At 71.9% G+C, this 12403-nt stretch carries 14 protein-coding genes, 7 tRNA genes and 1 pseudogene; 11 read left to right on the top strand and 11 right to left on the bottom strand.

Going from position 1 to position 12403, the window contains the following annotated elements:
- The first annotated feature begins 139 nt into the window (after nucleotides 1-139).
- Nucleotides 140-865: an exonuclease domain-containing protein gene (locus tag NBY69_RS24115; RefSeq protein WP_250303413.1), complete on the top strand. Its 726-nt coding sequence runs from the start codon at nucleotides 140-142 to the stop codon at nucleotides 863-865.
- 22 nt (nucleotides 866-887) lie between these two features.
- Here the strand turns inward: NBY69_RS24115 and NBY69_RS24110 are convergent, their stop codons facing one another.
- Both NBY69_RS24110 and NBY69_RS24105 read right to left on the bottom strand, forming a co-directional pair.
- Nucleotides 888-1064, bottom strand: a complete 177-nt coding sequence (locus NBY69_RS24110; RefSeq protein WP_250303412.1) for a hypothetical protein — start codon at nucleotides 1062-1064, stop codon at nucleotides 888-890.
- Nucleotides 1065-1228: 164 nt separating this feature from the next.
- Nucleotides 1229-1300 (bottom strand) — tRNA-Val (locus NBY69_RS24105).
- Nucleotides 1301-1463: 163 nt separating this feature from the next.
- On the opposite strand from NBY69_RS24105, the gene NBY69_RS24100 reads away from it, so the two are divergent.
- Nucleotides 1464-3857, top strand: coding sequence for an SCO7613 C-terminal domain-containing membrane protein (locus tag NBY69_RS24100; RefSeq protein WP_250303411.1), 2394 nt, complete (start codon nucleotides 1464-1466; stop codon nucleotides 3855-3857).
- A gap of 137 nt (nucleotides 3858-3994) precedes the next feature.
- Here NBY69_RS24100 and NBY69_RS24095 read toward each other — a convergent pair.
- Together NBY69_RS24095 and NBY69_RS24090 are read right to left on the bottom strand one after the other, a co-directional pair.
- Nucleotides 3995-4069, bottom strand: a tRNA-Val gene (locus tag NBY69_RS24095).
- A gap of 16 nt (nucleotides 4070-4085) precedes the next feature.
- Entirely contained in the window at nucleotides 4086-4259 is a 174-nt protein-coding gene (locus NBY69_RS24090; protein WP_250303407.1) for a hypothetical protein, read from the bottom strand.
- A 211-nt stretch (nucleotides 4260-4470) separates the two neighbouring features.
- Here NBY69_RS24090 and NBY69_RS24085 point away from each other — a divergent pair, with 211 nt between their 5' ends.
- Nucleotides 4471-4884, top strand: coding sequence for an SsgA family sporulation/cell division regulator (locus NBY69_RS24085; RefSeq protein WP_003959770.1), 414 nt, complete (start codon nucleotides 4471-4473; stop codon nucleotides 4882-4884).
- Nucleotides 4885-5076: 192 nt separating this feature from the next.
- Nucleotides 5077-5634 carry a CGNR zinc finger domain-containing protein gene (locus NBY69_RS24080; protein WP_250303406.1) on the top strand — a complete coding sequence of 186 codons (558 nt, stop codon included), beginning with the start codon at nucleotides 5077-5079 and terminating at the stop codon, nucleotides 5632-5634.
- Nucleotides 5635-5643: 9 nt separating this feature from the next.
- On the opposite strand, the gene NBY69_RS24075 is transcribed toward NBY69_RS24080, so the two are convergent.
- Complete coding sequence (locus NBY69_RS24075) at nucleotides 5644-5802, bottom strand: hypothetical protein (RefSeq protein WP_250303403.1); 159 nt, start codon at nucleotides 5800-5802, stop codon at nucleotides 5644-5646.
- A gap of 140 nt (nucleotides 5803-5942) precedes the next feature.
- On the opposite strand from NBY69_RS24075, the pseudogene NBY69_RS24070 reads away from it, so the two are divergent.
- A pseudogene (locus NBY69_RS24070) lies at nucleotides 5943-6236 on the top strand (hypothetical protein); the annotation flags it as partial.
- An 89-nt stretch (nucleotides 6237-6325) separates the two neighbouring features.
- Here the strand turns inward: NBY69_RS24070 and NBY69_RS24065 are convergent.
- Nucleotides 6326-6808, bottom strand: a complete 483-nt coding sequence (locus tag NBY69_RS24065) for a hypothetical protein (RefSeq protein WP_250303401.1) — start codon at nucleotides 6806-6808, stop codon at nucleotides 6326-6328.
- A 158-nt stretch (nucleotides 6809-6966) separates the two neighbouring features.
- On the opposite strand from NBY69_RS24065, the gene NBY69_RS24060 reads away from it, so the two are divergent.
- Complete coding sequence (locus tag NBY69_RS24060) at nucleotides 6967-7485, top strand: DsbA family protein (RefSeq protein WP_250303399.1); 519 nt, start codon at nucleotides 6967-6969, stop codon at nucleotides 7483-7485.
- A 25-nt stretch (nucleotides 7486-7510) separates the two neighbouring features.
- On the opposite strand, the gene NBY69_RS24055 is transcribed toward NBY69_RS24060, so the two are convergent.
- The 3 genes from NBY69_RS24055 to NBY69_RS24045 form a co-directional block, all read right to left on the bottom strand.
- A complete protein-coding gene (locus tag NBY69_RS24055) occupies nucleotides 7511-8350 on the bottom strand; it encodes a GNAT family N-acetyltransferase (protein ID WP_250303398.1) in 840 nt (279 codons plus the stop codon).
- A 75-nt stretch (nucleotides 8351-8425) separates the two neighbouring features.
- The gene (locus NBY69_RS24050; RefSeq protein WP_250303396.1) at nucleotides 8426-9247 is read right to left on the bottom strand and encodes an aminotransferase class IV; all 822 of its coding nucleotides are present in this window, start codon (nucleotides 9245-9247) and stop codon (nucleotides 8426-8428) included.
- Entirely contained in the window at nucleotides 9244-10302 is a 1059-nt protein-coding gene (locus NBY69_RS24045; protein ID WP_250303395.1) for a chorismate-binding protein, read from the bottom strand. Before NBY69_RS24045 ends, NBY69_RS24050 begins: the two co-directional genes overlap by 4 nt.
- 146 nt (nucleotides 10303-10448) lie before the next feature.
- On the opposite strand from NBY69_RS24045, the gene NBY69_RS24040 reads away from it, so the two are divergent.
- From NBY69_RS24040 to NBY69_RS24020, 5 genes are all read left to right on the top strand, one after another.
- Nucleotides 10449-10521, top strand: a tRNA-Gly gene (locus tag NBY69_RS24040).
- A gap of 39 nt (nucleotides 10522-10560) precedes the next feature.
- Nucleotides 10561-10634: transfer RNA gene (locus NBY69_RS24035), tRNA-Cys, on the top strand.
- 1 nt (nucleotide 10635) lies between these two features.
- A tRNA-Val gene (locus tag NBY69_RS24030) sits at nucleotides 10636-10707 on the top strand.
- A 34-nt stretch (nucleotides 10708-10741) separates the two neighbouring features.
- Nucleotides 10742-10813: transfer RNA gene (locus NBY69_RS24025), tRNA-Val, on the top strand.
- A 51-nt stretch (nucleotides 10814-10864) separates the two neighbouring features.
- A tRNA-Val gene (locus tag NBY69_RS24020) sits at nucleotides 10865-10936 on the top strand.
- A 62-nt stretch (nucleotides 10937-10998) separates the two neighbouring features.
- Here NBY69_RS24020 and NBY69_RS24015 read toward each other — a convergent pair.
- Together NBY69_RS24015 and NBY69_RS24010 are read right to left on the bottom strand one after the other, a co-directional pair.
- On the bottom strand, nucleotides 10999-11298 hold the full coding sequence (locus NBY69_RS24015; protein WP_250303392.1) for a zf-TFIIB domain-containing protein: 300 nt from the start codon (nucleotides 11296-11298) through the stop codon (nucleotides 10999-11001).
- Between the two features lie 40 nt (nucleotides 11299-11338).
- Nucleotides 11339-12313, bottom strand: a complete 975-nt coding sequence (locus NBY69_RS24010) for a phosphotransferase family protein (RefSeq protein ID WP_250303391.1) — start codon at nucleotides 12311-12313, stop codon at nucleotides 11339-11341.
- Nucleotides 12314-12403 lie beyond the last annotated feature (90 nt).

Raw genomic sequence — 12403 nt, 5'->3', positions numbered from 1 at the left:
CTTCGCCGTCCGCGCGATCCCGGGGCGGGCGCGGCCCACCCGGGTCGTCCCGGGCGGGCGTATGCGGCAAACAGCCGGGTATCACCGAATCGTGCAGCTGTCGCACGCCATCTGCCGAGTGAGCGCGAGGAGTTGGGACATGCCGTGCTGGTTCGAAGGACCTCTGGCCGCTTTTGACACCGAGACGACGGGCGTGGACGTCGAGAGGGACCGCATCGTCTCTGCCGCGCTGATCCTCCAGGACGCCCCGGGAGGGCGGCCCCGCATCACCCGCTGGCTGGTGAACCCGGGGGTCCCGGTGCCCGCGGGCGCCACCGGGATACACGGGCTGACCGATCTCCATCTGCAGCGCAACGGCCGCTGGCCGTCGCCCGTGGTCGCGGAGATAGCCAAGGGGATAGCTGAGCAGTGCGCCGCGGGACGCCCCCTGGTCGTCATGGATGCCCCCTTCGATCTCACCCTGCTGGACCGGGAGTTGAGGCGCCACCGCGCCTCGTCGCTGGACCGGTACCTGGGTGAGTCACCGCTGCGCGTCCTGGACCCGAGCGTCCTCGACACGCACCTGGACCGCTACCGCAAGGGCCACCGCGCCCTGACCGATCTGTGCGAGCAGTACGAGATCCCGCTGGACGGCGCCCACGACGCGGCGGCGGACGCGACGGCCTCGCTGGAGCTGGTACGGGCGATAGGGCGCCGGTTCGCCGCCGGTCTGGAGCGGCTGACGCCGGGTGAACTGCACGCGCTCCAGACGAGCTGGCACGCGGCCCAGGCCCGTGGTCTCCAGGCCTGGTTCACCCGCCAGGGAACCCCGGAGGCCGTGGATCCCGCGTGGCCGCTGCGGACCGAACTGTCCGCGGTGGCCTGACCCCGTGCGACCCGGGGTGGCGTCAGCGGGCCCTGTGCCGGACGACGAGCCCGGCGATCGCCCCCAGGGCGCACACCCCGCAGAGCGCGCCCAGCACGATCTGCAGCGGGCCGTCCTCCACGGCGAAGTTCAGGAAGACGTTGCCCGCGAGGCCGGCGATCAGGAGCAGCCACAGCAGGGACTTGGACACGGAGGTCATAGGAGGACTCCTTCGTGAGGGTCGGAATACCCCTCACGCTAGGCAGCCGGATCCGGCCGGACCATGGTGCGCGCACCCGGACCGGGGTACAGCCCGCTCCACCACGTCCGGCCGCCGTGGCATACAAAAGGCCGGTCCGTCGATGACGGACCGGCCTTTCCCGGTGGGCGATACTGGGTTCGAACCAGTGACCTCTTCGGTGTGAACGAAGCGCTCTCCCACTGAGCTAATCGCCCGGGAACGGACTGAACCATACAGGGCCCGCCGGGCTTCCTTCAAACTCCTGAGGACCGCCGGGCGGCAGCGTCCCCGCCCGTCGCGGGAGTACGTACCTACTCAGCGCGGCCTGAGTATTCGGGCGCATACGTGCCGGGTGTTCCCGGACCACACTCCTGGACCATGGAGAACGTTCCGCCACCGGCCGAGGAGTTGGCGTTCCTCGACCACGAGCTGGCGCAACTCGACGCACGCAGAGCCCAGTTGCTGGCCCGCAGGGCGTGGTTGATCAGCGTCCTGCAGTCGCGGGTCCCCCGGCCGCAGGCCCCGCCGAGCCCCGCGGTCCCCCGGTCCGCCTGGGCGGCGCCGCGCCCCGAGACCTCGCCGCCGGGCGTGCAGAATCTGCTGCTGGCGCTCGGCGGGCTGCTGCTCACGATCGCGGCGATCGCGTTCACCGTGGTCAGTTGGGGCCATCTGGGCATCGGAGGCCGGGCCGGCGTCCTGGGCGTGCTGACCTCCCTGGCCCTGGTGTCCCCGGTCCCGCTGCTGCGCCGCGGTCTCGCCTCGACGGCCGAAGCGCTGGCCGGGCTCGGTCTGGCGCTGACGGTCCTCGACGCGTACGCGTGGCACCGGGTCTCCGCCGCGGACACCGGCGGGGCCGCTTTCGCCGCGGGCGCCGCGGCCGTACTGGCCCTCCTCTGGGCCGGGTACGGCTCAGTCCTCGGCCGCCTCGGGCTGCCGCTGCCCGCCGCGGCGGTCGCCGCCCAGTTGCCGCTGCCGCTGTGGTCGGTCGCGGTCGGCGCAGGTGCGCTGACGACGAGCTGGGCGCTGCTGCTGACAGCTGTCGTGGGCGGAGCGATCGCCTGGTGGGGCAAGGGCGCCGCGGTGCGCCTCTGCGGCTGCGCCGGCGCCGGACTGACGGGCGCCGGGGCCCTGCTGACCGCCGGGCTGCTGTCCTTCGACGCGGACACGGCGGCCGACGCGGCGGCTCCGGGGGCGCTGCTGCTGACGGCTGCCGTCCTCACACTGTTCGCCGCCCGGCGGATGTCCTCGCCCCTTCCCGCCGCGGTCGCCGGGCTGGCCGCCGTCGCGGCGGTCGGCGGGGTGGCGCGGACCGTCTGCCCGGATACCTGGGAGCCGGTCGTCCATCTGCTGTGCGCCGTTGCCCTGTTGGCGGCCGTACGCACCCGGCTCCCGCGACCCGTGGTGCGGGGGCTGACCGGCGCTTCGGCCGGGGTGCAGACCGCGGTGACCGTCTGGGCACTGCCGCCGGTCCTGCTCGCGGTGGTGACACCGCTCTCCTGGGCGGGCAGATCCTGGACCGGGGCTCCCCGGTCCGCGGAGCTGTCCGGGGCCTGGCCCTGGCTGACGGCGACGCCGGTGGCCCTGCTGACCGTCGCCGCGGTCCTCGCCCTCGCCCGCCGCAGGTCGGGACCGGAGCGGACATGGCGCACCGGGGCCGCCTGTTCCGCGCTCGTCCTGGGCTGGGCGGCGCTCCTCGTCCTGCCGGTCGCCTTCGCGCTGCCCTATACGGCGACCGTCCTGCTGTACACGGCGCTGACCGCGGCGTGCCTCGCGCTCGCGGGCCGTCCGGGACCTGGTGGGCCCGAGGGCGCCGCGTTCACCGCCTCGGCACTCGCCTGCGCGCTGACGGGGGCACTCACCGTCACCTTCCTGGCACTGGCCGCCCGGCCCGCCACGTTCACCGTGCTCGGCATACTTCTCGCCCTCTTCGCCGTCGCTGCGGCGGTGGCCACCGGACGGCTCGTCAGGACCGTCGCTGCTTGTGCGGCCGTGGCGTACGCGACCGGGCTGGCCGGTGCGGCGGGCGCGGCCCTCGAACTTCCCCTGCACCGGACGTCGTTGCTCGTCCTGGTGGTTCCCGCCGCGGCTGCCCTGCTCGCCGCCCGGCTGCGCCACCACCCGCTCGCGCTGCCCGTGGAGATCACCGGGGCCGCCGCGGGCCTCCTGGCGATCGCGCTGTCCCTGAGCGACGCCGGGACCGCCGCGTCGGTCCTGGCACTGTGCGCCGTGATCGTCGCGGGCACCGCGGTACGCCCGGAGCGCCGCACCGTGGGCCCGGCGGCGCCCGTCCTGTTCGTCCTGGCCACCTGGATCCGGCTCTCGGCGTCCGGGGTCGCCGTACCGGAGGCGTACACCCTGCCCGTCGCCGTGCCCGCGCTGGCGATCGGCCTGCTGCGTCGTCGCCGCGATCCGCAGGCTTCGTCCTGGACCGCCTACGGGCCGGGCCTGGTGGCGATGTTCGCGCCCAGCCTCTTCGCCATCCAGGACGACCCGTACTGGCCGCGTCCGCTCCTGCTGGGGGTGTCCGCGCTGGCCGTCACCCTGACCGGTGCGCGGCTGAGACTGCAGGCCTTGCTCGTGCTCGGCGGCGCGGTGCTGGCGCTGGACGCCCTGCACGAGCTGGCGCCGTACATCGGCCAGGTCCTCGGCGCACTCCCCCGCTGGCTGGCACCGGCCCTGGCGGGGCTTCTGCTGCTGGGGGTGGGCGCGACGTACGAACAGCGGCTGCGCGACGCGCGCCGGCTGCGGGACCGGCTGGCGCGCATGCGCTGAGCGGCGGCCCACGGGCCGGGCTCGCATCATCCGGCGGGTGTTGAAACGTTCAGAGAAGGCCCGCACCGGACGACGGAGAAGGTCACGGGAAACGCCGCCGGCCCGGAGGTGGGAAACCTCCGGGCCAGCGGTCCGGGTGGTGGGCGATACTGGGTTCGAACCAGTGACCTCTTCGGTGTGAACGAAGCGCTCTCCCACTGAGCTAATCGCCCGGGTGCAAGGAAAACATTACCGCATGGCCACACCCCGTCGGACCACCCGGTCGTCGCCGGTCAGCTCACCGCACCCGGTCGGTCGCAGCGCCGGCCGCACCCCGTGACAGACCCCCGGATTCTCCCGCCGCGAGGACGCGGCGAACGGCGAGCCGCGCGACTCCCACCGCTCACCACTCTCCGCAGTCATACGAATCCACCCCGTGGAGCAGTCCGGACCGGTACCGGATCACGCGTCGTCACTGCAATGGAGTAACCGGATAAATCCGCACTCCGCCATACAGGCGACCTCAAGAGCCACAAAACGGTCAGAGGGGTTTACAACGGCACCGTAGGTGGCATGTCGATTTCGCCGACGTGCGAATCCCCGAGCGCACACTGAGCGAAAGGCCCTGGCGCTTATGAACACCACGGTCAGCTGCGAGCTGCACCTGCGCCTCGTTGTGTCGAGCGAGTCATCACTGCCTGTACCCGCGGGCCTGCGGTATGACACGGCCGATCCTTATGCCGTGCATGCCACCTTCCACACCGGAGCCGAAGAGACCGTGGAGTGGGTCTTCGCCCGCGATCTCCTCGCAGAGGGTCTGCACAGGCCCACCGGCACCGGCGACGTCCGAGTCTGGCCGTCGCGCAGCCACGGTCAGGGCGTCGTCTGCATCGCCCTGAGCTCTCCGGAAGGAGAAGCCCTGCTCGAAGCCCCAGCGAGGGCCCTGGAGTCGTTCCTGAAGCGGACCGACGCCGCCGTGCCACCCGGCACGGAACACCGCCATTTCGATCTCGACACGGAGCTCTCGCACATCCTGGCCGAAAGCTGAGCCAGGCTGCGAGACGCCCGGTGCTGTCCGACTCGGGGCGACGGCACCGCGCAGACAACCACATACGGCAGGCACCGAGCGCCGCTCCCGCGGAATCCACCGCGGGGCGGCGCTCGATGCGCTCCTGACCCGAGCGGCTAGAGTCGGCCAGCATCGGCGGGCGCCCGCCCGCCGCCGGCCAGGGAGTGCATCGTGCTGATCCCCCACGACACCCGGATCGCCCTCGACGTGGTGGTCGCTCTGGTGAACACCGCACCGGAGGGCGCCGAGACCGACCCGCTCGCGGCCATCGAGGGACTGTACGCATTCGTGCAGCAGTACGACCTGAGCGGCGTGGGAAGCCTCTGCGAGGAGGACCGGAAGGCCGTGATCGGCGTTCGGCAGCGGTTCGCCGATGTGTTCGCCGCACCCGGCCCGCACATCGCTGCCGCACTCGTCAACCAGCTCGTCGCCGCCGCCGGCACCACCCCGCAGCTCACCGATCACGACGGCTACGAGTGGCATGTCCACTACTTCGCGCCCGGCGCGTCCGTCGCCGACCACCTGGCGGCCGACGGCGGTATGGCCCTGGCCTTCATCGTCGTCGCGGGCGAGCAGGAGCGGCTGCGGCGCTGCGAGGCGCCGGACTGCGGGCACGCCTTCGTCGACCTCTCACGCAATCGCTCGCGCCGCTACTGCGACAGCCGTACCTGCGGCAACCGGCTACATGTCGCCGCCTACCGCGCGAGGCGCAAGGCCGCCGCGGGCTGACGTTCGCCCTCACAGCAGGAACAGATCGTGCACGGCCGCCATCAGCAGCAGACAGCCGATCACCCCGAGGAAGATCATCAGGGGTGGTTGAGAGAGCGCGAAAAGACAGCCACGCGGCTCAGGGGCAGGGGTGGGGACGGTGACATCGTCCCGGGAGGTATCCAGCATCTCGGGCCGATGATCGCGCAACCAAGGTCATTTCGCTGGCCAACACGCATACCCTGCTGGGCAGTTCGCCGGATCCCGTGACATCCCGGCCAATTGTGTGCCGACCGGATATCAGTACGGCAGGATGCTGGACGCCCGTACGACCCGTTCCGGCGCTGAGCACGGTGTACGAACGGCTCGGTGCCGACCAGCGCATGCTGCTGGAGTACAAGCTGTTCGAGCCCGCCTTCTACTCCACCGACGTCCCCGACCGGGGCACCGCGTACGCCCACTGTTTCAAGTTGGGCGTCAGGGTGCGCAACGGCGGCCTGGAGCCCGCGGCCCGGGTCAGCTTCATGCTCGACCAGTGCCACACCATCGAGGCCGAGATCCCGGCCGTCATCCGGTCCGTGGTGAACGTCCAGGAGGCCACGGCCAAGGCGCTCACCGTCGACACCGGAACTGGCCACGGCCCGCGGCGTCAGGAGACGGCCGCGCCCGTACGGCCCGGTCCGGGCCCCCGCCCCGCAGGACGGGCGCCGCGTCAGATGCCGTGCTTCTTGAGGATCGCCTCGATGTCGGAGAAGTCCTCCTTGGGGGCCGCCGACCGGGGCTGAGCCGCGGGCTGCGGCCTCGGCTCCGTCGCGGGCCGCGCCGTGGACCGGGACGGCGCCGCCACCTCGCGCCCCGGCAGCGAGGGCGCCGAAGCCGCCGGGGCGACCGCCTCGCGCTGCGCCTCCCTGGCCGCCTTGCGTTCCTTGCGCGTACCGCCGGAGCGCCGCTCGACCGCCCTGGTGGTCGCGAAGAGCAGCCAGGCGACCCCGAGCAGGCCGAAGCCCAGCCAGACCGACGGCTTGAACACCATGTCGGAGACCCAGCCGACGACACCTGTGAGGACCAGCCCCACCGGGACCAGGGAGTACGCGGCGATACGCGTCGCCGACAGGAAACGCTTGCGGTACGCCGTGATCGCAGCGATACCCAGCCCTGCCGCGGACACCGCGGAACAGACGGTCTCGGCAATCATCCGGTCTCCTCCAGCCGTGCGGGTGCTCTCTCCCCTCCATCCTGCACCGGAGTGCGGTGCAGAAGCCACGCCCGGGGGCGACCTCAGGGACATCTCGGGGGCGCATCCTCCTCAGGTCCCGGTTCGGCGGGCCGCCACGGGGCTGGGAGACTGTACGCATGAGCGACTCCTCCCCCGCCCGCCCCGTCGTCCTGGACGTCTGGTGCGAGCTCCAGTGCCCCGACTGCCGCAGCGCCCTGGAAGACGTACGCGCCCTGCGCGCCCGCTACGGCGACCGGCTGGACGTGCGGCTGCGCCACTTCCCCCTCGAAAAGCACCAGCACGCCTACGCCGCCGCCCAGGCCGCTGAGGAGGCGTACGAGCAGGGGCAGGGCTGGCCGTACACGGAAGCCGTGCTCGCCCGCACCGAGGAGCTCGCAGCGCAGGGCGAGCCCCTCCTGCTGGAGATCGCCGGTGAACTGGGCCTGGACGCCGACGAGTTCGACACCGTACTGATCGACGGCCGGCACATGCTGACCGTGGACGCCGACCAGGCGGAGGGCAAGGCCATCGGCGTCACGGGCACCCCGACCTATGTCATCGGCGGCGAGCGCCTGGACGGCGGCAAGAGCCAGCAGGGGCTGCGCGAGCGGATCGAGGAGATCGCGGACCGGCTGCTCGCGGCGGGCGGTGAGTAGTTCCGCTCCACACAGGTGCTGGATGCTAGACGAGTTGTTTGAAGTAGTGGCGCCGGACCGTCTCGTAGCCCAGTGACTCGTAGAGCCGGACAGCCGGGGTGTTGCCCGCGAAGACGTTGAGTTTGATCAGCGGCATCCCGGCCGCCATCGCCTCGCGCTCGGCGAGCAGCATGAGTGAACGGCCGTGCCCGCGGCCCCGGTACGCCTCTTCGACCTCGACGTCGAAGATGAAGCTCCCCCGTCGGCCGGGGTCCACTTCCCTCTCCGCGATCCAGATGGACCCGACCACCACTGCCTCGTGGAGCAGCACGTCGATGATCGTTCCCGGGGTGGCAAGGCCGTCGGGCAACAGCTTGCGGTGGTCGGCCTCGGACTTGGCGCGGGCCTGCTCCACGGAGACGCCCCGGTCTGTCCAGGATCGTGCGTAGCCCTCGATGGCCTGGGCCAGCCAGCCCCGGAACTCGTCCTCGCTCATCCGGCGGACCTCGACATCCGAAGGGAGCGCGGGCGGCTGTTCCGGCAGCTTCTTGATCATGTTGCTGTTGCGTTCGGTGTATCCGAGCGAGGCGGCCATCCGGACAGCCGCGGTGTCGTCGGCCGGCGCCGAGGCCTCTACCTGGGTGCAGCCCCAGCCCCGCAGTACCTCCTCGGCGGCGAGCGCGGCCACGGTGGCCCGGCCCCGCCCGCGGTCGGCCTCGTCGATCCGCAGTCCGCCGATGACGGCGCAGGTGGGGCCGAAGTCCGCGTCCGTACGGAGGTCGACGGCGCCCACCGGGCGACTGTTCACGCATACCTGGTAGGAGCGGGACTTGGCGCCGTCGGCGCCCTGCTGGAGCGGCCCGGTCGGCCGCAGGGTGGTGGTCATCACGGGGTTTCTACCCGCCTCGGGGTCGCCATGTCACCCGGTTTGACGGCATGGACCAGCCGGCGAGCGGGGCCGCTACGGATCCAGCTGGTCCGCGGCGCGCTCGTCCCAGATCCGCATGGCCTTCGTGGTCACCGGGCCCGGCACCTCGGTCAGTTCGCGCCCGTCGATCCGGTGGACGGCCTGCACGTCACGGAGGGTCGAGGTCAGGAAGATCTCCTCGGCCCGCTCCAGCACGTCGAACGGCAGATCGCTCTCGTGCGCCCCGGTCCACTCGACCGCCAGGGCCCGGGTGATCCCCGCCAGACAGCCGGAGGCCAGGCGCGGTGTGTGCAGTTCGCCGTCGACGACGACGAAGACGTTGGAGCCGGTGCCCTCGCAGAGCGCGCCGACGGTGTTGGCGAACAGCGCCTCGGTCGCGCCGTGTTCGTGCGCGCGGGCGAGCGCGACGACGTTCTCCGCGTACGAGGTGGTCTTGAGCCCGGCCAGCGCGCTGCGCTCGTTGCGCGTCCAGGGGACGGTGACGGCGGCGGTGGTGTCGGGGCGGCGTTTCGTCTCGCCGAGGGCGACGACCAGGGTGGGTCCGGCGTCACCGCGGTCGGAGCCGAGCGGGGAGAGACCTCCCGTGTAGGTGATCCGCAGCCTGCCGAGCGGCATCGGATTGGCCTCCAGTACGGCCGCACAGGCGCGGCGCACCTCGTCGAGGTCCGGGTCGGGCAGTCCCAGGCCGCGCGCGGAGCGGGTCAGCCGGTCGAGGTGGCGGGTGAGCGCGAAGGTGCCTCCCCCCGTCGCCTTGACCGTCTCGAAGATGCCGTCACCCACGGTCAGGCCGTGGTCGAGCACGGACACCAGAGCGGTGCCGGAGTCCTGGAGCCCGCCGTTGACCCAGATCTTCATGGAGTGGTCCTTCCGATCGCCTCGTTCGCCCCCGACGCTATCGCGAGCAGCCGGGAGGCCTTCAGCTCGGTCTCGTCCCACTCCCGCTCGGGGTCCGAGCCCCAGGTGATCCCGGCGCCCGTACCGAAGCGCAGGACCGGCTTGCCGGTACCGGTGCGGTCGATCCAGAACGTACGGATCCCGACGGCCAGCTCGCCCGTGCCGCGGTCGGCGTCGACCCAGCCGATACCCCCGCAGTACGGTCCGCGGCGTGCGGTCTCCAGCGCCTCGATGATGTCCAGGGCACTCGACTTGGGCGCTCCGGTCACCGATCCGGGCGGGAAGGTGGCCGCGAGGAGTTCCGCCCAGCCGGTTCCGCCGGCGAGTTCGCCGCGGACCGTGGAGACCAGGTGGACGAGGCCGGGGTGGGGCTCGACGGCGCAGAGCTGCGGCACGGTGACGGAGCCGGTGGCGCAGACGCGGCCGAGATCGTTGCGCACGAGGTCGACGATCATCACGTTCTCCGCGTGGTCCTTCTCCAGGAGGTCCCCCGCGGTGCGGCCCGTGCCCTTGATCGGCCCGGACTCGACGCTCCGGCCGGTGCGCCGCAGATAGAGCTCGGGTGACGCGGTGGCTATCTCCACCCCGTGCGCGGGCAGCCGGATCGTCCCGGCGTACGGCGCGGGGTTGCCCCGGGCGAGCAGCGAGGTCAGCGCGTCGATGTCCGCGGTGTCCGGGTCGGGCAGCGGCGCGGTCAGTACCCGGCAGAGATTGGCCTGGTAGACGTCGCCGGCGGCGATGTGCTCGCGGATGCGCCGGACCCCTGAGGTGTATGCGTCGTGATCGAGCGAGGACGTCCAGTCACCGGCAGCCGGCCCGCGCCACCGGCCGGGGACCGCTGCGGGCACCGGCTCCGTACGCACGTCCCCGAAGCGGGCACAGCGCAGGCGCCCCTCGAAGTCGGCGGCCACCGCCCAGAAGCCTGTGGAGTCCAGCGCTGCGGGGTCGCTGGTGACATCGCGCAGGTCACAGGCGACACGGCCGCCGAAGCGGGCCATCGGGAAGAGGCGGTGCACACCAGCGAGTCTAGGACGGGCCACCGGCGAGCCGCTCCGGAGCAAACGCACCGCAGCACGCTGCGCAAACGCGTTTTTGTGCTGGCCCGGGAATCCGCTAGAGTTCAACACGTCACCGGGACGCACAAGCGCCCCGGAACAGACAAGCGGACGTAGCTCAGTTGGTAGAGCGCAACCTTGCCAAGGTTGAGGTCGCCAGTTCGAACCTGGTCGTCCGCTCGTAGGAACCGGGGGATCTTCCCGAACCCCCGCACTCCTGGTGGAGTGGCCGAGAGGCGAGGCAACGGCCTGCAAAGCCGTCTACACGGGTTCAAATCCCGTCTCCACCTCCAAGGACGATTAGCTCAGCGGGAGAGCGCTTCCCTGACACGGAAGAGGTCACTGGTTCAATCCCAGTATCGTCCACTGGATCTCCCACTACGGTGGGATGTCCGTACCCGCGCGATTAGCTCAGCGGGAGAGCGCTTCCCTGACACGGAAGAGGTCACTGGTTCAATCCCAGTATCGCGCACGCAGTAAGGTGTGAAAGCACCGGCAGCACGCAGTACTCGCAGATTGTCCCGCGCGATTAGCTCAGCGGGAGAGCGCTTCCCTGACACGGAAGAGGTCACTGGTTCAATCCCAGTATCGCGCACCGGATCGGAACCCCCGGCTGTTCATCGGCCGGGGGTTCTGTCGTTCTCGCTCTTCTGCTGGTCAGGAAGAGAAGAGCATGTGGCCGAAGCCCCTGTTCCGGTGGCCGTGATGACCGCCGTGATGTCCCTCGTAGTGGCCGCCGCCGTGCTGCGGCGCTCCCCAGACGGGCGCCTGCGGCGGGGGGTACGCCTGCGGGGCAGGGGGCGGGGGCGGCTGCTGGCCCCACTGGGACTCCAGCTGGGTCAGCGACTCCAGTTCGCCGTAGTCGAGGAATATCCCCCGGCAGCCACTGCACTGTTCTATCTGCACGCCATTGCGGTTGTACGTGTGCATCGGGGCACGGCACTTGGGACACTGCATGCTCGGCTCCACTCCTCGGTCTTGATCAAGTGCCCTCACCCTACGACGGCTCCCCCACCGCCAACTCCTGGGGGAGCGCGGCGATTCGGGCACAGGAATCGAGCATCAGCCGCTCCGCCTCGTCGAGGGACCGGGATTCCGCGGCCGACTTCGCCAGTGCCAGTGCGGCGGTCTGCGCCGTCAGCGCCCGTGCGGGAACGTCGAGTTCGGTCCAGGGATCGCCCTCGGGGCGTACGGCGGGGCCACCGGCCGACCGGTAGGCGGCCAGGAACCGCCCCCAGGCCTCGGGCGCCAGCAGACCCGCGGCGTACCAGGCCGCAGGACGGGCCAGGTCCCAGGCGGGGTCACCCAGCCCCAGGTCGTCGATGTCGATCAGCTGCCAGGACCCGTGGGCCACGGGATGTCTGACGAGCTGCCCCAGGTGCAGATCGCCGTGGCAGAGATGGGTGTTCCGGGGCGCGGGGGCTTCGCCGCGGGCCCAGGCCGGCAGGTTGCGCCACACCTTCAGGACGGGCTCGGCGGCCGGGCCGGGAGGGACCGCCCGCAGCCTCGCCAGGGCGCGGGACGCCTTCGCGGGGCCGCGCATCGGGGGCAGCGGGCCGGGAAGCGCGTGGGGAGACACCGTGTGCAGCCGGGCGAGCAGCTCTGCGGCCTCCTCCCAGGGCGCTGCGTCGGGGGCCGTCGGGTCGACGGGGGCGCCGTAGGGCCAGACCGTGAGGGGACCGGCGTCGGCGTGGACGGCGGGGGGCGCGAGCGGGGGCAGCAGGATGCCGGCGAGGAGGGGGTGGGCGGCGGCCTCCACCCGTACCGCGAGGGCGACTGTGTCCGTGTCAGGGGCGTGGGCCTTGGCCACGGCCCTGCCGTGCCGGACGACCGTGCCGTCCGGCCGGTCCGCGAGAACGGTGGCGTTCCGGCCGCAGTCGGGGCACGGGACATGCGGCGAGGACCGATGGCGGGGGTGGGCGGCGCCCTCGGCGGCGGCGCCCAGCGCGCGTACGAGAGCGGGTGCGGTCACGTTCTCCCCCAGGTCAGGACGGGCCCCTCGCCGGGGAGCCTACGTGCCGCCCGGCCGGGTACGGGGCCGGGAGTCCGGACGGGGCGTGGG

The organism is Streptomyces sp. A 4/2, from assembly GCF_940670765.1.
Lineage (GTDB): Bacteria > Actinomycetota > Actinomycetes > Streptomycetales > Streptomycetaceae > Streptomyces.
Note: the sequence above shows the minus strand (reverse complement) of the source record. Positions and strands in the feature narration are given on the sequence as shown.